The following is a 20,133-nucleotide window of genomic DNA, read 5'->3' on the forward strand; positions in this document are numbered from 1 at the left end:
GGCATGGAGAGAGGATAGACACTATGTTCGCTGTCGTGCTATACTGAATGTGTTGCCGCCTCCAATACCGGCACCGAAAGGAGGTGTGCTGATGGAGCAGTGTACGTCATTTTTACTTTCCGTTATGGCGGGCATAGTCACCCACTATGCCTGCAAATGGCTAGACGGAGAGTAACGGCAATCAGCCTGAGGTTTCTTGAACTCTTTCCTCGTGTCAAATAAGAGAGCCCCCGCAACGGCAATTGCGGGGGCTTTTTCTGTGCAGATGGATGTACGTCATTTCTGCGTACCCTTATTATACCACAAACAGCGGCAGAATCAAGATCTTAGTCTCACGCGCACGTCCGCCGCGATCTGTGGGGCGGTGAGATGATGCGCGCGTGCGAGAGTGGCTGGGTCGTAGCGGTTGAAGAAGGCCTTCGGCAGGCCGTAGCTCTTCACCTCGACGTCCCTGTCCACCCCATAGAACGCCGCGACCTTTTCCCCAAAACCGCCGTCCAGGATGCCGTCCTCGACAGTGACGATGAGACGGTGCTTTTCCTTGAGACGTGTGAGGAGCGCCTCGTCCAGTCCCGAGAGGTAGAGCGGGTTCACGACGGTGGCGTGGATGCCGTCGCGCGCGAGTTCCTCTGCCGCCGCCGTAGCGAGCGCGGCAAAGTTCCCCACGCCGATGAGTGCGACCTCCGCGCCCTCCGTGACGACGATGGAGCGATGGAGCGCGCTGTAGTCCGCGCGGACGGGATAGGGGCTCTCCGCATAGCCGCCGAGCGGCGTGCGGATCATGACGGGATGCTCCGTCTGCGCGATGGCCCAGCGCAGGACAGCGAGGTGCTCTTCGATGCTCGTCGGTGCGAGAAAGACGAGGTTCGGAACATGGGAGAAAATCGAGATGTCATAGAACCCGAGATGCGTCACATCGGTCGAGCGATAGAGCGACGCCCCCGTCACGAGAAAGACCGCAGGGCTGCGGTTGATGCAGACGTCCTGCGCCATCTGATCGTACGTGCGCTGATAGAACGTGCTGTATGTGCCAAAGACGGGGCGCGCCCCGCCGCGTGCGAGCCCCGACGCCATCGCGACGGCGTGCTCCTCGGCGATGCCCACATCGACGTACTGCGCACCGAGTTCTGCACGCTCAGCAGGCGTGAGCCCGATGCCGCCGACGATGCCCGCTGAGAGATAGACAAAGTTCGGATTTCGCTTTGCCTCGGCTAGGACAAAATCGACCGTTGCAGCAAGACACGGATCGGGCGCAGACGGATGTTTGACCGCGCCGCTCTCCGTGTGGAACGGCGCATGACGATGCCAGTCCTCGGGATCATCCTCGGCAAAGGAGAGCCCCTTGCCCTTCTGCGTGTGGATGTGAATGACGACGGGCTTTTGGCTGTCCTTTACCGCAGCGAACGCCGCGATCAGTGCCTCGGTATCGTTTCCGTCCGCGACGTAGCGGTAGTCGAGCCCCATCGCGCGGAAAAGATTGTCCGCCCCCGTCCCGTTCGTCTCGCGCAGACGGCGGAGCATCTCGTACATGCCGCCGTGATTCTCGGAGATCGACCAGTCGTTGTCGTTGAGGATGATGATGAGGTTCGACCGCATCTCGCCCGCAACGTTCAGCCCCTCAAGCGCCTCGCCGCCCGAGAGCGCACCGTCGCCGATGAAGGCAACGACATTCTCACTGCGTCCCGCGAGATCACGTGCCTTCGCGAGCCCCGTTGCGAGACTGATCGAGGTCGAGGTGTGCCCGATGTTAAAGTGGTCGTACGGGCTCTCCTCCGTATTCGTAAAGCCCGACACCTCGCCGTAGTGCGTGGGATCGAGGTAGGCGGCGGCACGTCCCGTCAGCATCTTGTGCGGATAGCACTGATGCGACACATCGTAGATGATCTTGTCCGTCGGCGCGTCAAACACCGTGTGCAGGGCGATAGTCGCCTCGATCACGCCGAGGTTCGGCCCAATGTGCCCGCCGACACTGCTGGCTCGTGTGATGAGCGCCGCGCGCATCTCCGCTGCGAGCGCACGCCGCTGCGCGGGGGTATAGCCCTTGATGTCCGATGGGCTGTGGATCTGTTCAAGATACAAGGGGAAAGCCCTCCTAGAGAACGTGCGGCGACATCCGCACGCCTGATCATGAAATACACTCCTATCATTATATCATATATTCTAATAACTTGTTGGAAAAAATATTGCTTACGGGAAAATACGATGAAAAAACAGGACACACGGGATCCATTGGCCGGAAAAGCCCATGGATGCCGTATGTCCCGCTTATTTTGTCGTGGATCGTACGCTCTCAGGTAATCGACGCGGCGTAAATTCCGTCGACCGCCTTTTCCAGTACGGCGTTGAACTCCGCGTCGCTCTGGCTCACGCGCAGATCCTGCGCGAGTGCACGCGAGAAGCTGGCGATGAGGCCGTGATTGCGTGCGAGCTTCTCATTCGCCTCGCTCTGGGAGTAGCCGCCGCTGAGCGCGACGATGCGGACGACGTGCGGATCCTTCATGATCTCTGAGTAGAGATTGTCGACGCTCGGGATGGTGAACTTGAACATGAGCTTTGCACCAGAGGAGAGCTTGGTGAGATTCTCCTTGATGATGCCGAGCATGATATCCTCTGCCATTGCCTTATCGGGGCAGTGGATATCGACCTCAGGCTCGAGGATGGGGACGAGCCCCTTTGCGATGATGTCCTCACCGAACGCAAACTGTTGGTCGATGATGGAGCGGATGCCGCCGGGATTTGCCTCCTTGATGACGGAGCGCATCTTCGTCCCGAATATGTGACGTTCATTTGCACGGTCGAGGAGTGCGCCGAGCCCCGGGATGGGCTTCATGAGCTGAACGCCGTCCGCCTCAGGCGCGAGCCCCTTGTCGACCTTCAGGATGGGGATAATGCCCTTCTTCTCCCAGAGATAGTCGGCCGTGTAGAGTCCGTCGATCTTGCGGTCCATCGTGTTCTCAAAGAGAATGGCGGCAAGGATCTTGCTCTTGTCGAATGCGGGACTCTTGATGATGCGCGTGCGCATCTCGTGAACTCGCGTAAACATCTCCTCATCGCCGTGGTAGGCGCTCTCATCGATGCCGTATGCCTTCAGAGCCTTTGGCGTCGAGCCGCCGCTCTGATCGAGTGCGGCAATAAAGCCCTTATCGTGCTCCATGCGGGTGAGCTGCTGCTGATTCATGGTGGATTCCTCCTTGTCGTATCCGTGGGGCAGACAGCCCGCACACAGATCCATTCGGCTCCATGTTCTTCCGGACTGCACCCCGATCGAAATCCTTACGCGTCCTATTATACCGCAATGAGATAAAAAAGGCAATGAATATGAAAGTACCTATCAGAGACACTGCACTTTCAATCTTGCACATATCTTAAAATCATGTTGCAATTTTATATTATCGATGGTGATCCATGCTTCCTGAAAAAAGGAGGGGAGTTCATGGCAGAGACGAAACTAATGCAGATTCGCGTTGACGCCGCCGTCCGGGCGGAGGTCGATGAGATCTGCCATGCACTTGGGCTCTCGACGAACGAGGCGATCAATCTGTTCTTTCACCAGATCCTCCTGCACGACGGCATCCCATTTCCCCTGCAGAAATCGCGCCCCGACGGAGGCGTGTTCGTCGCGCTGGACGACGCCGACGCGGTCGCGTGCGGTGTCCTGCATACAAAGTCTTGCGCGAACGCCTCCAAGGCACGCGGACGGAGTTTCATGCTGACGATCAAACAGATGTCACAGAATAAAAAGTCGAACAAGAAGAAAAAAAAGAGATGACAACACCGTTGCGGAGGACAAAAGGGGGGGGACGACGCCCCATTGCTCTCCTGCGTCGTTGACGTGCATGCATAGGACTGCTTTGTGGGCATACCGCCCGCACGGCAGTTCTTTTTCTTTACTCTCTGCCCCTAAAATGGTAAAATTTGAGCAGAATGGGATTCGAAAGGGAGATCGTCATGCAGAAGCAATATACCGCCCTCGTGTTCGCGGCATCACTTATGCTGCTCACCGGCTGCGGCAGCGATACAGCCAAAGAGCCGCCGCCCCCCGTCGTGCGCACGATGGCGCTCAGCGCAGCAGGTGCATCGGAGGCAGACTACAGCGGGATCGTCCGCGCACGCTATGAGACGAAGCTCGCCTTTCAGGTCGGCGGGCAGATCCTCTCGCGCAATGTGAGCTTGGGTGCGCACGTCCATGCAGGCGACGTGCTCATGGTCATCAACGCACGCGACATACAGCAGCAGGTGAATGCGGCAGGTGCAGGCGTCGCCTCCGCGCGCGCACAGCTTGATCTCGCCCGCGCCAACCGTGCGCGCTATGAGGAGCTCTATGCCGCACAGGCAATCTCGGAGGCGATGCTCGATCAGTACCGTACAAACGAACGCGCCGCCGAGGCCGCCTACCGTCAGGCACTCGCACAGAACACACAGAGCAGCAACGCGCTCGGCTATACGAACCTCATCGCAGGCGCGGACGGCGTGATCTCGGGCATCGCCGCCGAGGAGGGACAGGTCGTCGCCGCAGGGCAGACCGTCATGACTCTCACACAGGATGGAGAACGTGAAATCGAGATCGCCGTCCCCGAGAGCCGCCTCGCCGAGGTCTCCATCGGCATGCCCGCCGCCGTCTCCCTCTGGGCAAACCACGCGGCACTCACGGGCACGGTACGTGAGATCGCGCCCGTCGCTGATGCCGCAGGCGGCACATACGCTGTACGCATTGCCCTCGCGGATGCCCCCGCCGACCTCCCGCTCGGCATGACGGCACACGTGCGTCTCGGTGCATCGGACGAGGCCGGTGTTGTCCTCCCGCTCTCCGCCATCTATCAGACGGGTGACACGGCAGAGGTTTTTGTCGTGGAGGACGGCATCGTACACCTGCGCCCTGTCACCGTGACTGCATTCCGCGACAACGACGTCGTCGCCGCAGGGCTTCCGCAGGATGCCGTCGTTGTGACGGCAGGCATCCACCGTCTCCATGACGGAGAGGCGGTGCGCACGAAATGAGAAACCTCACCGAGCTCTCCCTGCGCCACCGCACCCTTGTCTGGTACTTTATCATCGTCTTTGCCGTCGGCGGCATCTTTGCCTATACGTCCCTCGGCCGCATGGAGGATCCTGCCTTTACCATCCGCCAGATGGTCGTCTCCGCCGCATGGCCGGGCGCGACGGCAGAGGAGATGCAGGATCAGGTCACGGATAAACTTGAGCGGCGTTTTCAGGACACGCCGGGACTCAAGGAGATCACAAGCGAGACGCGCGCAGGTCAGACCATCATCTACGTCAGACTGCGCGACGACGTAGATACGGACCTCATCCGCCCGACATGGCGCGACGTCCGCAACTTCGGCGAGGACGTCAAGGGAGACCTGCCGAACGGCGTTCTCGGTCCATTCTACAACGATCGCTTTGACGACGTATTCGGCTCGATCTATGCCGTTACAGGCGAGGATTACTCCTATGAGGAGCTGCGTGCCATCGCGGAGGACGTGCGCCGCCGCATTCTCACCGTGCCAAGCGTGCAAAAAGTCGAGCTGATTGGCGTCCAGCGCGAACGCGTCTACGTCGAGATCAGCCGCGACCGCCTCGCCTCCCTCGGCATCGCCCCGACGGCGATCACGGACGCCCTGCGCACGCAGGACACCGTCCTTCCCGGCGGATCGATCGAGACGGCGGACGGGACGCTCAACCTGCGCGTCTCGGGTGTCTTTGACAGCCTCGACGACATCCGTGCCCTCCCCATCCCCGCAGAGGGCAGAGTCCTCCGCCTTGGCGACATAGCGGACATCACGCGCCGCCCGATCGACCCGGCCGACCCCAAAATGATGTATAACGGCGCACCTGCCATCGGCATCGCCGTCTCCATGGAGAATGGCGGCAACATCCTCGCCCTCGGCAAAGACCTCGATGCGCTCACCGCGCAGATTCGGCAGGATCTCCCGCTCGGCACGGAACTGAGCGAGGTGTCGAACCAGCCTGCCGTCGTTCAGCACTCCATCCATGACTTTGTGGAGACGCTCGCCATCGCCATCGTCATTGTCCTCGCGGTCAGCTTCCTCTCACTCGGTCTGCGCACCGGACTTGTTGTCGCATGCTGCATCCCGCTCGTCCTCGCGGGCACATTCGTCTGTATGTACGCCCTTGGCATCGACCTGCACAAAGTCTCTCTCGGCGCACTCATCATTGCACTCGGGCTTCTCGTCGACGATGCCATCATCGCCGTCGAGATGATGAGCGTCCAGCTTGAGCGCGGCAAGGATCGCTTCGACGCCGCGTGCTACGCTTTTACCCAGACGGCAAAGCCCATGCTCACGGGCACGCTCATCACCTGCGCGGGCTTTATTCCTGTTGCCTTCTCCAAAGGCATGGCGAGCGAGTTCTGCTCCGCCCTCTTCCCCGTGATCGGCATTGCCCTCCTCCTCAGCTGGATCGTCTCTGTCATGGTCGCACCGCTCTTCGGCTGCCATCTGATCCGCGTCAAGCAGAGGGCGGACGGTGCACTGCACGATCCGTACGCAACACCCTTCTACCGTCTCTTTCGCCGCGTGCTCACCCTCTTCCTCGCACATCGTGCCGTCGTCCTCATCGGCACCGTACTCCTTTTCGCCATGAGCCTTGTCGCCTTCCCGCACATCAAGCAAACCTTCTTTCCGCCCTCCCTGCGCCCTGAGCTGCTCGTCCGCCTCACCCTGCCGCAGGGGGCATCCTTGAAGGCGACGCAGACAGAGGCGGATCGCCTCACGGCCATCCTTGACGCGAACAGCGAGAAGGTATCCAACTACGCCGCCTATATCGGGCGGTCCACGCCGCGCTTCGTCCTCACCGTTGAGCCGAAGGCGGACGCCGCGAACGAAGCACAGTTCGTCATCACGGCAAAGGATACAGAGCAGCGCGAGGCGCTCGCCGCCATCATCCGCAGTGCCGCCAACGACGAGCTCTCGGGCGCGCGCGTCACGACGCAGTACATTCAGACGGGGCCGCCTGCGAGCCACCCCGTCATGCTGCGCGTCTCTGCACCGACAACCGATGCCGTGCGCCGCGTCGCCGAGCAGGTCGCCGCCATCGCCGCCGCCGACCCTGTGACCGACAACGTCCATCTCGACTGGACGGAAAAAGCAAAAGGCATCCGCATCGACCTCGACAAGGACAAACTGAAACGTTATGGACTCAGTGCCAAGGATGTAAAGCAGATGCTCTACACCGAAATCTCGGGCGCACAGGCAGCGGAGTTCTACACGGGCGACCGCACCCTCGGCATCGTCCTGCGTCTCACGGAAGAGGACCGCACGAACCTCGGGCAGCTCGGCGCCCTCCCCATCCCTACGCGCGGCGGCACGATCCCGCTGGATCAGATTGCCCGTCTCTCCTACGAGGCGGAGGACGGCCTGATCAAGCGGCATAACCTCCTCCCATCCATCATGGTCGAGGCGGATATCAAGGACGGCGAGGGCAACGATGCCGCTCTGCGCATCTACGACGCGACGAAGGAGCTGCGTGAAAACCTCCCCGCCGGCACCACCATTGTCCCGTCGGGCGCACTTGAAAACGCGGACGACTCCATGGGCTTTCTCGTAAAGCCCGTCCCCGCAATGATCTTCATCATCATGACGCTGCTCATGTTCCAGGTCGGCACCATGGGCAAGATGGCGCTCACCATCCTCGTCGCACCGCTCGGGCTCATCGGCGTCGTCCTTGCCATGCTCCTGACGGACTCTGCCATGGGCTTCGTCGCCTACCTCGGCGTACTCGCCCTCTTCGGCATGATCATCCGCAACTCCGTCATCCTCATCGACCAGATCAAGAAACATGAGGCGGCGGGCGAGAAGCCCATGGACGCTATCATCGACTCCGCCGTTCTGCGATTCCGCCCCATCATGCTCACTGCAGCTGCTGCCATCCTCGGCATGCTCCCCCTCATGCGCAGCATCTTCTGGGGGCCTATGGCCGTCGCCATCGCAGGCGGCCTCATCGTCGCCACCGTCCTGACCCTCCTCGTCCTCCCCGTCATGTACGCCGCGGCGTATCGGATCAAATAATTCCATCAACGAAAATAAACTGCCGTACGAGACATCCTCGTGCGGCAGTTTTTTTGCGCTTCTCCCGCTGTGCTAAGCCCCCGCCGCAGCGGGAGAGGGGCATGCGTTAGCGTGACGGAGCGGGCGCCATGAGCGACATCTCGATGTCTGTGAAACACCAAATACAAACTCCACGTATGTTCCTGCATAAAAGCAGGACAACGATTCATCCGTGGCGAATGATAAAAAGATATTGTTGCTATTGGGACATCGGAGGATTTGACATGTCAGAGACAATATTTACGTGTGACGAGATAAAACAACGCCTGCAGCCGATTCTGGCAGAGCATCAGATTCGGCAGGCGATACTCTTTGGCTCCTACGGCAAGGGGACGGCGACGAAAAACAGCGATGTGGACTTGCTCGTTGACAGCAATCTCCGTGGGCTGCAATTCATGGGGCTTGTTGAGGATCTGCGTGAGGCACTGGATGATAAGGACATGGATGTGTTCGATATCACTCATATCGAGCCGAAGTCTCGCCTCGCTGAGGAAATTCGACAAACGGGGATTCAGATTTATGCGCGATAAGGTCATCATTGACAAAATGCTCCGTTATACCGACAAGATATGTGCATACTGCGAAGGCATGTCTTATGAGGAATTTCGCGTGAACGATATGCTCGTTGAGGCCTGTGTGTTCAATCTTGGTCAGATCGGAGAATTGACGGCGAGGCTGGGCCAGTCATTCAAGCAGGAGAACGCGCAGGTGGCATGGGCGCAAATCTACGGCTTGCGAAATCGCATCGTCCACGACTACGAGGGCGTGAACCTGCGGTTGATTTGGGAGATCATTGCCGATGATATGCCGGAACTGAGAAACTCATTGATCTGTATAAAAAAGCATTTCGCGAAAATGGATCATGATACGGGCGGATGCCCTCACTTATAACGACGCGATTCTGTCGACGGAGGAAAGACCATGGACAACAAGAAAGAAGTAGAGCGGGCGGAGCTGCACCGCGCCATCTGGCAGATCGCGAACGACCTGCGCGGCAGTGTGGACGGCTGGGACTTCAAACAGTACGTCCTCGGCACGCTCTTCTACCGCTATATCTCAGAGAAACTGACCGACTACCTCAACGCAGAGGAGCGCGAGGCGGGGGATACAGACTTTGACTATGCCGCCCTGCCTGATGATGAGGCAATGGCGGAGAAGGACAACATCGTCCAGATCCTCGGCTTCTTCATCCCGCCGAGCGAGCTTTTTCAGAACGTCCTCGCACGGGCGGAGACCAACGAGAGCCTCAACGAGACACTCGAGCAGGTCTTTCGTCACATCGAGAGCTCGGCGACGGGCACGCCTAGTCAGGATGACCTCACGGGACTCTTTGACGAATTCGACGTGAACAGCAGCAAGCTCGGCGCGACCGTCAAGGAGCGCAACGCCAAGCTGACGAAACTCCTCAGCGGCGTCGGCGCGATGCGCCTCGGACACTATCAGAACAACACCATCGACGCATTCGGCGACGCGTACGAATACCTCATGCGGATGTACGCCTCGAACGCGGGCAAGAGCGGCGGCGAGTACTACACCCCGCAGGAGGTCTCCGAGCTCCTCACGCGCCTCACCGTCATTGGGAAAACGCAGGTGAACAAAGTCTATGACCCCGCCTGCGGCAGCGGCTCACTCCTGCTGAAATTCGCCAAGGTCATTGGCAGGGAGAACGTCCGCAACGGATTCTACGGGCAGGACGAGAACATCACCGCGTACAACCTCTGCCGCATCAACATGTTCCTGCACGACATCAACTTCGACGACTTCGACATTGCGCATGGGGACACACTCATCAACCCCCACCACTGGGACGATGAGCCGTTCGAGGCGATCGTCTCCAACCCGCCGTACTCAAAGAAATGGGCGGGGAAAGACAACCCTCTGCTCATCAATGATCCACGCTATGCGCCTGCCGGCGTGCTTGCACCCGTGAGCAAATCGGATTTTGCGTTTATTATGCATGCGCTTGCATGGCTTGCGAACAATGGGACGGCTGCAATCGTCTGCTTCCCCGGCATCATGTACCGCAGCGGCGCAGAGAGGAAAATCCGTCAGTACCTCGTGGACAGCAACTACGTCGATGCCGTGATTCAGCTGCCGGACAACCTATTCTTTGGCACAACGATTGCGACCTGCATTATGGTGCTCAAGAAGTCAAAACCAGATACCACGACGGTCTTTATCGACGCATCGAAGGAATGTGTCAAGGTCACAAACAGCAACAAACTCTCACAGGAAAACATTGAGAACATCCTAAAGCTCTATACGGATCGGGTAGATGTGGAGCATACCGTGTGCGTCGCAAAGGGGGCGGAGATCGCTGCCGAGGACTATAACTTCTCCGTCAGCACCTATGTCGAGCCGGAGGATACACGCGAGATCATAGATATCGTGCAGTTGAACGCCGAGATTCGCACCCTCGTCGCACGCGAGACTGTTCTGCGTGACGAGATTGAGAAGATCATCGCCGAGATCGAGGGAGAGGAGGGCATCGCGCTATGAGTCGGCTGCGTGAGATGATAAAGGAACTGTGTCCCGATGGGGTGGAGTATAAAAAATTGGGGGAGATTGCGACTAATGTATTTCGTGGTGCAGGAATCAAACGGGATGAACTGACCGCAATGGGAATCCCATGCGTTCGATACGGTGAAATTTATACGACCTATGGCATCTGGTTTGACTCCTGTGTTTCGCATACCGACGAAACGTTTCTCACAAATCCTAAATATTTTGGGCATGGTGATATCTTATTTGCCATCACGGGGGAGAGTGTCGAGGAGATTGCAAAATCGACGGCGTACATTGGACATGATAAATGTGTGGCAGGTGGCGATATTGTCGTCTTACAGCATGAGCAGAATCCCAAATATCTTTCCTATGTATTGTCTACCGAAATGGCACAGCGGCAAAAAAGCAAGGGGCGCGTCAAGAGTAAGGTTGTTCATTCGAGTGTTCCTGCCATTAAGGAAATCGTCATTCCTGTCCCGCCGCTCCCCATCCAAAATGAAATTGTGAAAATGTTGGACAATTTTACGGAGCTAACAGCGGAGCTAACAGCGGAGCTAACGTTGCGAAAAAAGCAGTATTCTTTCTATCGTGACAGTCTTTTGAACTTTTCGCGGGATGATGTAGATGTTGAGTGGAAAACGTTGGGGGATGTTTGTGATATTTTATCAGGTTATCCCTTTGACAGTTCACAATTTGTCAACAATGGAATTCGATTGATGAGGGGTATGAACGTAAAAAGAGGTGTCCTTGATTTTCAGGAGGGAAATAATAGATATTGGAAAAATACTGACGGCTTAGATAAATATAAACTGAAAGCGGATGATATTATAATAGCGATGGATGGCTCTTTGGTTGGACAAAGCTATGGACTTGTCAAAAAGGAGCACCTTCCCCTCTTGCTTGTTCAACGTGTTGCAAGGGTTCGTTCAAAAGAATCAAATTCACATTATGTATATCACTATATTTCTAGTGGAAAACTTACTGAATATGTAAATGCAAAACGTACCGCTGGCGCAGTTCCACATATCAGCTTGAAGGATATTGAGAAGTTTGAGATCCCTTTTCCTGATATTGAAAAGCAAAATAAAATAGCGGAAATCCTCGATCGTTTCGATGCGCTCTGCAATGACCTCACGCAGGGGCTTCCCGCCGAGATCGCCGCACGCAAGAAGCAGTATGAATACTATCGGGATAAGCGCCTCACGTTTCGACGGAAGGAGGCATGAGGTGCGCTCCTGTCACATCCTTTGTCAGTTTTACAATCGGTGCGGTCGCCATCTCCCACGTTACGTTCGTGGCATAGCTATATTTTGACTGATAGCGTCGCCACAGCTCACGCATCTGCGGACTGTCTGCTACCATGTGAATGATGGTGTCCATCTCAGTCATTTGCGCCGATGTGCCTCGTCTTTCGGCGGTGTTTTGCAGTGCGGTTCGGAATATCTCCGGATCGAATGGATGAGATACAGTCAGAATGTATATATCGTAAAAATCTCTCATGCGTGTGTTGGCGGTGCTACGTGTGATGATTGTTTCAAATTTCTCGGCGAGGATCGTCTCGACGTTGTACGCCATGATGTCGATGCTTCTGTCCTCGAACATCAACTTAAATGGATATATGATTTCCCTTGGCGTGACGAAATCTCCTGTTGTAATGTCAATCTTTAGCATCTGCCGCGTCTTATCCAGACGTGCGCTGATGGAGATACGAAAGCCAGGATAGTCGGTCTCCTCACGGATTTCCTCAATTCCGTGCATGGTGAGAAAAACACCGTCATCCATTGGAATGGAGAGAATTTCCTCAATCATGGCAGTAATTTCAGATGCGTTCAGCGTCCTGCCCTTTAGGGTTGCATCCATATCCATTGTCGTCCGTTCCGCGATGCCGACCATCGCCGCAATTAGCATACCTCCTTTGAGAATGAAGTGGTGTCGGTAGGAAGAGTGGGCGATGCGTTCCAAGAAGCGCTCCATCATAAAGCTGCGCAGAAGAATCTCGGCCTGCACATTGGTCGCCTTTGCGCGGTTGCGAATGTGCGCCTTCAATTGCTCCGATGTCCTCATAGCAGTGCCTCCATATAGCGGTGAAGTAGCTGTTCTACGCGGAATGTTTTCGCCATCTTCATGAGTGTATTTAGGTTTTTATCCTTTCGTCTAACATAGCGTCTGAGCGCATTGGTCAGCAGTGTCACATCCATCCTGCTGCGACTGCGCAGACAATCACAGATGGTGCGCTCCATGGTGTAAACTCGTACCGTGTGTCCAAACATCGTCTCTGCTTCCGTTGTTCCAACTGTGTGCAGGTCGCGTTTAATGGTATATACTGTAAAGCCCTCCTTGCGCAGTTTTACAGTATTATACCCCGTTGGGACGGTCACGGCGTAAGAAATGGGATCGCGGTCGGTCAGGTCGTGGAGAAATAACGCTGTTTCATGGGAGTAGATGATTTTCGGGCGGCGTTTCTGTATGGCATACATCCGATCGACGAAATCATGCGGCAGGACATATACGCCGAAGGAGGGGTGTTCTAATACTCCCCCCTGAACAAGCAGGCGCAGACGCTCGTTTGAGATGCCCGCTGCGTTTGCTTCAGCTGCTGTGATTGTATTACCGTTTTGTGTTAAAATCGTTTTAAGTTCTGCGGGAATCGTCATTTCATTCACCTTGCTTGATTTTCATGCTTACTTTATAACCTAAATAAGCATGAAAATCAAGATGTTGTATTATTTTATCAAGAAACGAGGGTCATCATGTACTACAATCTCATCGCGAGTGCGGAGGAGAGTACGGTGCTCGCGCAGTATGTGCGGGAGGAGCGTGCGCCGTACGGCTCGTACCAGTCGGAGGCGGCACTGGAGCGGGCGCTCATCCGTCTGCTGGAGGAGGAGGGCTATGCGTATCTCCCCATTCACGATGAGGCGGAGCTGATCGCCAATCTCCGCACGCAGCTCGCGGCGCTGAATGGCTATGACTTTACAGATGCGGAGTGGGAACGCTTTTTCAAGACATCGATCGCACCCGCGAGTGACGGAATTGTGGAGAAGACGCGCCGCATCCAGACGGACTATATTCAGAATCTAAAACGTGACGATGGCACGACGAAAAATATACGTCTGATTGACAAGGATCATATCCACAACAACCGACTGCAGGTGATCCATCAGTATGCGGTGGAGGGCGGCGCGGGCGTGGGGGAGAATGCGGCGGCGCATGCGAATCGCTACGATGTGACGATCCTCGTGAACGGGCTGCCGCTCGTGCATCTGGAGCTGAAACGGCGCGGCGTGGAGATCCGTCAGGCGTTCAACCAGATCAAACGCTATCAGCGGGATTCGTTCTGGGCGGGCACAGGGCTCTATGAATACGTCCAGATTTTTGTGATCTCGAACGGGACGAATACGAAGTACTATTCCAATACGACGCGCGAGAGCCATATCCGTGAGACGGATGCGGCGGGGCGCAAGGCGAGCAAAAAGACGAGCAACAGCTTTGAGTTTACGTCCTATTGGGCGGATGCGGGCAACCGTCTCATCACCGATCTGATGGATTTCGGGCGGACGTTCCTCGCACGCCACACGCTGCTCGCGCTCCTGACGCGCTACTGCATTTTCACGACGGAAGAAGTGCTGATGATCATGCGCCCGTATCAGATCGCGGCGACGGAGCGGATTCTCGCCCGGATCAAGATTTCGTCGAACTACAAGACGTGGGGGCGTATCGAGGGCGGCGGCTATATCTGGCACACGACGGGCTCGGGCAAGACGCTGACCTCGTTCAAGACAGCGCAGCTCGCTGCGGCGATGCCTGAGATCGAGAAGGTGCTCTTCGTGGTCGACCGCAAGGATCTCGACTACCAGACGATGAAGGAGTACGACCGCTTCGAGAAGGGCGCGGCGAACGGCAATACGTCGACGGCGGTGCTCGCGCGCCAGCTGGCGGACGATGGCGCACGCATTGTAGTGACGACGATCCAGAAGCTGTCGAATTTTATCCGGCAGAACAGGACGCACCCGATCTATGGAAAACATGTGGTGTTGATTTTCGATGAGTGCCACCGCTCGCAGTTCGGGGAGATGCACACGGCGATCACCAAGGCGTTCAAGAAGTACCACGTCTTCGGCTTTACGGGGACGCCGATATTTGCGCCGAATGCGGCAGGTGCGGGGCGTCCCTCGGCGCGGACGACGCCGCAGCTCTTCGGGGACAAGCTGCACACCTATACGATTGTGAATGCGATCAATGACGGGAATGTCCTGCCGTTCCGCATCGACTACATCAATACGATCAAGAGCAAGGAGGCGGTCGATGACAAGGAGGTGCGCGCGATTGATCGGGAAAAGGCACTCGCTGCACCCGAGCGCATCCGTGAGGTGACGAAGTATATCCTCGCGCATTTCGATCAGAAGACGATGCGGAGCAAGGCGTATTCGCTGAAGGGGCAGCGTGTGCTCGGCTTTAACTCGATGTTTGCCGTCGCGTCGATTCCCGCCTGCATGGCGTACTATGAGGAGTTTCGCCGCCAGCTGAGCGCGGCGGGGCGCGACCTCACGATGGCGACCATTTTCAGCTATGCGGCGAACGAAGACGATCCCGAGGATGCGCTGCCCGATGAGGATTTTGATACGGCGAGCCTCACCCCAACGAGCCGCGACTTTCTTGCGCATGCGATTGCGGACTACAACGCGCACTTTCACACGAATTTCTCGACGGACGGGGATTCGTTCCAGAATTACTACAAGGATCTCTCGCAGCGGATGAAGAAACGCGAGATCGATCTCCTCATCGTGGTGAATATGTTCCTCACGGGCTTTGACGCGACGACGCTCAATACGCTCTGGGTGGACAAGAATCTGAAATACCACGGGCTGATTCAGGCGTTCTCGCGGACGAATCGGATCCTGAACTCCGTCAAAACATTCGGCAATATTGTCGCGTTCCGCAATCTCGCGAAGGCGACGGACGATGCGATCTCGCTCTTTGGTGATGAGAATGCCGAGAGCGTCGTGCTCCTGCGCGGTTTCCGCGACTACTACGATGGCTATGACGATGAAAAGGGGCAGCACCACAAGGGCTATGCGGAGCTCATCGCAGAGCTGCGTGCGAAGTTCGCCGTCGGTGAGCAGGTCTTAGGCGAGGCGGCACAGAAAGACTTTGTGCGGATCTTCGGCAGCATCCTGCGCCTGCGGAATATCCTCACGGCGTTTGACGACTTTGCGGAGGACGATCCTCTGCTGCCGCCGCGCGATCTGCAGGACTACCAGAGCGTCTATCTCGATATACACCGTCTGCTGACGGGGCAGGGGAATGCCGAGAAGGAGAACATCAACGACGATGTCGTGTTCGAGCTGGAGCTCATTCGTCAGGTGGATATTAACATCGACTACATCCTCATGCTCGTGGAGAAGTATCACGCGTCGAACGGCGCGGATAAGAGCATCATCGGCGCGATTGACCGCGCCGTCGGATCGAGCCCCGAGCTCAGGAGCAAGAAGGAGCTGATCGACGGCTTCCTCGCGACCGTCAATACGGATACCAAGGTGATGGAGGACTGGCGCAAATACGTCGCGGAGGAGAAGGAAAAGGAACTCGCCTCCATTGTGGCGGAGGAGAACCTGAAACCCGCCGAGACGGAGAAATTCGTCGCAAGCACGTTCCGTGACGGACGGCTCAAGACAACGGGCACCGCGCTCGACGCTATCCTCCCACCCGTACGCCGTTTTGGCGGCGGACGCGCCGCAAAGAAGCGCAGTGTCATTGAGAAGCTCAAGGCGTTCTTCGACAAGTTCATGGGGGTTGTGGAGGCGTAGAAAAAGGGACTGCTGGCGAATGGGAGGAGGGCCCATTCTCTGCTATATCAGGGAGATGATTCCCCAGTCAAAATCACTGGAGAACGAGAGCAGGCGTCCACTTTCGAGACGAAGCTGCATTTCCTTGATATACGAAGGCAAATCGTCTGGAAGATCAATCCCGCAGGATCCTGTAAAATCAAAGTCTGCTGCATTGAAGGTCTGCTCGTGTACCGTGATGCCCGTTATTTTTTCGCCAATCAAATGGGACAATAGGTCTTGCAGATGAAAGCAAGCTAACTCCTCGGTGCTGCAGTAAAATTTTTCCGGAATGCAGTCTTTGGATATGCGAACAGAACTTGATTCAGCATACTCAATTTCAAATTTTCCGTGTGTGGTTATCAGAACGATCGGATTGCAAAGCTCAAATGACCATGCGTTTTCCCATATCGAAGGGGGGCCAAACATACAAGGATACTCTACCATAGCGACCTCTTGTATCACGGCATCAAAGATGCCGAGCAACTGAACGTATTCCTTCAAATGGTTTGGTTGTTGGATGACAGGAGCTGGCCACTTGTAGGGAGAAAATCCATCCTTGAGTAAAGGATCCTTATCCTTTACCATTTGAATATGGTTGTCCATAATGAACTGTTTTATTTGGTCCATACAAGCACCTCCTGAATTTGAAAAATTCCTTAGGTCATATATTTGGTTAGCATGATGTAGTCCATGCGGTTGCCGAATGCAAGATACTCGTCAGCGCCGATGGAGTAAATCCCGCTGCTGGAATAATGCGCGTCATAGTTGATCACGGGAACACGCTTCATGTGGTATGCCTGTGCAAACTCATACGGTGTATTTTCACAGTTTAGTCCGGAGCGTTCCAGAACCGCGCTGCTCCCTTTGAACAGCAGGATACGGTCAACGGTATCTGCATCGAACGTAATAGCGATGCGGCGGTCGGAGTAGTACCAACCGTACGTATTTACATAGGGGCTCAGATTCCCTGCTTGTGTGGGTGAGCCAAGCACGGCGAGCACTTCTCCTGAGGTCATGCCGAGGTGGATGCCTGCAACTGATTCATTGAAGGACGGCTTTGCTGTTCGATGCAGCATCTGACGATCATTCAGCTTGACGCTGTCCTTGTCCGAGTGACGGATATCCCAAGTGAGGTATAGATTGCGCGGTCCCGTACGCTCCAGAATCTCAAAGCGCCCGGTACCATTTGGTTTGCTTCCTGCAAAGTCGTATGCGGCAAGGACTTGACATCCGTTGATATACCCTCCTTTAATTTGGAGGATACAGGCGCCGGAAGTATCATACCAATCGCCCTCCATCAGTTTCAACACAGATGTTACATATTGCTGCTCCATCCGTGCCGCATATACAGGCTGCGTCTCAGAAAGTCCGATCAGGAGAATAGCGACGAGAAGCGAGGCGTAGAGGGCTTGTCGAACTGCATTCATGGGGAATCTCCTTTCTCTTTATCGTATGGTAGGCGTACGTTCATATTACTTGTTTTCCAGTTGGATCGGCGCGACCTTGCCGTATCCTTGACTTGGAATGAGGAGAGGACCGACCGAGCAATCCCACAGAATATATACATTATTATAGCACAAATAAAGTGAAATTAGAGAATCAACATGCTCTTGATCAGGAATACAGAGGCTTCTGCAAAGCTATTCAGCAAATTCTTCCACCGCAGGATAAGCCCAAAAGTCATCTGTAAAAGCACCACATACACATGAAAAACGGGGCGTCGTACGAAGCCAGAACTTCGTACAATGCCCCTTATTTCTGCCCGAAGGCATTCACTCAAAGGCTCCAGCGTTTTTCTCTGTGACGCATGTCCGCATCAATGCGGTCTTTCCACGTGCCCGTCAGCGGCGCGGCACAGGTCCGCACGTGGTGTATGGCTTCCTGCAAGACCTCGTAGTTGAGCGCTGTCCCCTGCTGGTCACTTTGGTAGGTGACCGCACGATCCGCGCAGATGCCGATATCGCTCGCCGCCGCGATGGCGTCCATGTTCGCCCCGAGGAAGAGGAACTCCCAGCCGTATTTTGCCTTTTGTCGCTCGACCATCTGCTTCACCTTGTCATAGGTATAACGGTGGCTGGCATTCTCCATGCCGTCCGTGGTGATGATAAAGAGCGTCTTCTCTGGCCGGTCCTCGTCGCGGGCGTATTTGTGAATGTTGCCGATGTGATGGATCGCACCGCCCACGGCATCAAGGAGCGCCGTACACCCCCGGACAAAGTAGGTGTCCGCGGTCATTTCCTCCACCTGCTCCATCGGCACGCGGTCATGGAGCACTTCGCACACATCGTCGAACAGCACGGAGGAGACAAGAGCCTCACCGCTCTCCTTGCGCTGTTTTTTGATGAGCCCGTTGAACCCTTCGATGGTGTCCGCCTCCAAGCCGGCCATCGAACCGCTCCGATCCAGAATGAACACGATTTCCGTTAAACCCTTTTTCATGATAAGCGCCTCCTTCTTTTATCTGACTACATTCTAGCAAAGATACGGAGGCGCAAGGGCGCCTGTCAGGCGACATCGAAAGAATCGCTATATTTACCCGTGTGCATCCCTCAGCAGCCAAGCAAGGGCTGCTGGAACGCAAAGAGTGTCTCGTTGATGGTGAAGATATCGTACTCCTTCCGCTCAATAAAATACTCCACAATGACATCCATCTTAGAACTGCGGGAGAGCGCATATCCCGCGCGTCCGATAAAATCACGCGTTTCCTCGAGATCGAGTTCCAACGCCACAGCGAGGGTCAGGGCTGTATTCTTGCTGGGCTGGTAGGCGGGATTGTTGCGGATCTTCGAGAAATGCCTGCGATCCACATTCGCCCGTTTGTATATCTCCGGATCACTCTTCCCCTTGCGGTCAATGAGCCGAAGAAGCGTCTCAGAGAATGTATCGTCGATTTCGTCCAGTAAATTCTCCAACGAACCGGCGCCCGCATCAGCATCCTCCGCCGCAGGCGTCGGTGCAGCTTCTCTCACGCAGGCCTCCGCAGCATCCAAATATGCCGTCTCGTGACAGACCGTGATCCGACGGTCGCGGTCATCGCCGCGATATTCCTCATCCAGCAGTTCCGCGACATATCTTTCGTCGAGATAGCTCTGCACGTCGTCAAAGAGCGTGTCTGAGATCTTAAAGCTCTTTCGGTCGAACACCACCAGATAGACGTCCATGTCATGTTCCTGCAGGAAATCACGAATGGCCTGCACTGCTGCAGCAATCGCGATCTCAGAAGGACAGCCGAACACGCCCGCGGACAGGAGAGGGAAAGCAATGGAGGAGCAGTCGCGTTCTGCCGCCAGCCGAAGGGAGTTTTGATACGCACGGCTGAGAAGTTCGCGTTCCCCATGACTGCCGTCCTGCCAGACCGGCCCCACCGTATGGATGACATAACGGGCATGGAGAAGGTACGCAGGCGTAACAGCAGCCGTACCCGCGGCAATATTGCCGATCTTCCTGCGCGCGGCTAGGAGTTCCGCTCCCGCCGCCTGATGGATGGCGCGATCCACACCGCCGCCCACAATGGCGCGGGGGTTGGCAGAATTGACAATGGCGTCCACCTGCATCTTTGTGATATCGTTGCGTACAATCGCAAATGGCATGATATCGAACCTCCTAAAAGGAAACGCTGCTCTTCCTTACGTCTTTTTTGACAATTCGACATAAACGGTCTCGCTCCTGCTGTATGGTTGATGTTATCCATGGCAGAAGGGGCGTAAATCGTGTGCGCCGCAGGGCATGAAATG

At 56.0% G+C, this 20,133-nt stretch carries 16 protein-coding genes; 8 read left to right on the plus strand and 8 right to left on the minus strand.

Annotated elements, in window-relative coordinates:
• Positions 1 to 318: 318 nt before the first annotated feature.
• Positions 319 to 2,079, minus strand: coding sequence for a 1-deoxy-D-xylulose-5-phosphate synthase (locus HMPREF9166_RS08565; RefSeq protein WP_009753610.1), 1,761 nt, complete (start codon positions 2,077 to 2,079; stop codon positions 319 to 321).
• Positions 2,080 to 2,290: 211 nt separating this feature from the next.
• Complete coding sequence (locus HMPREF9166_RS08570) at positions 2,291 to 3,178, minus strand: fructose bisphosphate aldolase (protein ID WP_039981278.1); 888 nt, start codon at positions 3,176 to 3,178, stop codon at positions 2,291 to 2,293.
• A 255-nt stretch (positions 3,179 to 3,433) separates the two neighbouring features.
• Here HMPREF9166_RS08570 and HMPREF9166_RS08575 point away from each other — a divergent pair, with 255 nt between their 5' ends.
• The 7 genes from HMPREF9166_RS08575 to HMPREF9166_RS08605 all read left to right on the plus strand — a co-directional run bounded on the left by HMPREF9166_RS08575 (position 3,434) and on the right by HMPREF9166_RS08605 (position 11,797).
• Positions 3,434 to 3,769 (plus strand): type II toxin-antitoxin system RelB/DinJ family antitoxin, encoded by a 336-nt coding sequence (locus tag HMPREF9166_RS08575; protein WP_039981280.1) that lies wholly within the window; start codon positions 3,434 to 3,436, stop codon positions 3,767 to 3,769.
• 179 nt (positions 3,770 to 3,948) lie between these two features.
• The gene (locus HMPREF9166_RS08580; RefSeq protein ID WP_175279234.1) at positions 3,949 to 4,998 is read left to right on the plus strand and encodes an efflux RND transporter periplasmic adaptor subunit; all 1,050 of its coding nucleotides are present in this window, start codon (positions 3,949 to 3,951) and stop codon (positions 4,996 to 4,998) included.
• The gene (locus HMPREF9166_RS08585; protein WP_009753615.1) at positions 4,995 to 8,027 is read left to right on the plus strand and encodes an efflux RND transporter permease subunit; all 3,033 of its coding nucleotides are present in this window, start codon (positions 4,995 to 4,997) and stop codon (positions 8,025 to 8,027) included. Before HMPREF9166_RS08580 ends, HMPREF9166_RS08585 begins: the two co-directional genes overlap by 4 nt.
• Before the next feature lie 263 nt (positions 8,028 to 8,290).
• Complete coding sequence (locus HMPREF9166_RS08590; protein ID WP_039981282.1) at positions 8,291 to 8,596, plus strand: nucleotidyltransferase family protein; 306 nt, start codon at positions 8,291 to 8,293, stop codon at positions 8,594 to 8,596.
• Positions 8,586 to 8,957 (plus strand): DUF86 domain-containing protein, encoded by a 372-nt coding sequence (locus HMPREF9166_RS08595; protein WP_009753617.1) that lies wholly within the window; start codon positions 8,586 to 8,588, stop codon positions 8,955 to 8,957. Before HMPREF9166_RS08590 ends, HMPREF9166_RS08595 begins: the two co-directional genes overlap by 11 nt.
• Before the next feature lie 30 nt (positions 8,958 to 8,987).
• Positions 8,988 to 10,565 (plus strand): type I restriction-modification system subunit M, encoded by a 1,578-nt coding sequence (locus HMPREF9166_RS08600; RefSeq protein ID WP_009753618.1) that lies wholly within the window; start codon positions 8,988 to 8,990, stop codon positions 10,563 to 10,565.
• Complete coding sequence (locus tag HMPREF9166_RS08605; protein ID WP_009753619.1) at positions 10,562 to 11,797, plus strand: restriction endonuclease subunit S; 1,236 nt, start codon at positions 10,562 to 10,564, stop codon at positions 11,795 to 11,797. The genes HMPREF9166_RS08600 and HMPREF9166_RS08605 overlap by 4 nt, the downstream gene beginning before the upstream one ends.
• On the opposite strand, the gene HMPREF9166_RS08610 is transcribed toward HMPREF9166_RS08605, so the two are convergent.
• Both HMPREF9166_RS08610 and HMPREF9166_RS08615 read right to left on the minus strand, forming a co-directional pair.
• Entirely contained in the window at positions 11,772 to 12,635 is an 864-nt protein-coding gene (locus HMPREF9166_RS08610; protein WP_009753620.1) for a nucleotidyl transferase AbiEii/AbiGii toxin family protein, read from the minus strand. The two genes, HMPREF9166_RS08605 and HMPREF9166_RS08610, sit on opposite strands and share 26 nt — an antisense overlap.
• A complete protein-coding gene (locus HMPREF9166_RS08615) occupies positions 12,632 to 13,225 on the minus strand; it encodes a type IV toxin-antitoxin system AbiEi family antitoxin domain-containing protein (protein WP_039981285.1) in 594 nt (197 codons plus the stop codon). The genes HMPREF9166_RS08610 and HMPREF9166_RS08615 overlap by 4 nt, the downstream gene beginning before the upstream one ends.
• 96 nt (positions 13,226 to 13,321) lie before the next feature.
• Here HMPREF9166_RS08615 and HMPREF9166_RS08620 point away from each other — a divergent pair, with 96 nt between their 5' ends.
• Positions 13,322 to 16,378, plus strand: coding sequence for a type I restriction endonuclease subunit R (locus tag HMPREF9166_RS08620; protein ID WP_009753622.1), 3,057 nt, complete (start codon positions 13,322 to 13,324; stop codon positions 16,376 to 16,378).
• Positions 16,379 to 16,420: 42 nt separating this feature from the next.
• Here HMPREF9166_RS08620 and HMPREF9166_RS08625 read toward each other — a convergent pair whose 3' ends face one another.
• From HMPREF9166_RS08625 to HMPREF9166_RS08640, 4 genes are all read right to left on the minus strand, one after another.
• Entirely contained in the window at positions 16,421 to 17,026 is a 606-nt protein-coding gene (locus HMPREF9166_RS08625; protein WP_009753623.1) for a hypothetical protein, read from the minus strand.
• 29 nt (positions 17,027 to 17,055) lie between these two features.
• On the minus strand, positions 17,056 to 17,826 hold the full coding sequence (locus tag HMPREF9166_RS08630; protein WP_009753624.1) for a membrane protein: 771 nt from the start codon (positions 17,824 to 17,826) through the stop codon (positions 17,056 to 17,058).
• Between the two features lie 349 nt (positions 17,827 to 18,175).
• Positions 18,176 to 18,838, minus strand: coding sequence for a hypothetical protein (locus HMPREF9166_RS08635; RefSeq protein WP_009753625.1), 663 nt, complete (start codon positions 18,836 to 18,838; stop codon positions 18,176 to 18,178).
• Between the two features lie 110 nt (positions 18,839 to 18,948).
• Complete coding sequence (locus tag HMPREF9166_RS08640; protein ID WP_009753626.1) at positions 18,949 to 19,989, minus strand: macro domain-containing protein; 1,041 nt, start codon at positions 19,987 to 19,989, stop codon at positions 18,949 to 18,951.
• Between the last annotated feature and the right edge of the window lie 144 nt (positions 19,990 to 20,133).

Origin of the sequence: Selenomonas sp. oral taxon 149 str. 67H29BP (assembly GCF_000146365.1) — a bacterium.
GTDB lineage: Bacteria > Bacillota > Negativicutes > Selenomonadales > Selenomonadaceae > Centipeda > Centipeda felix.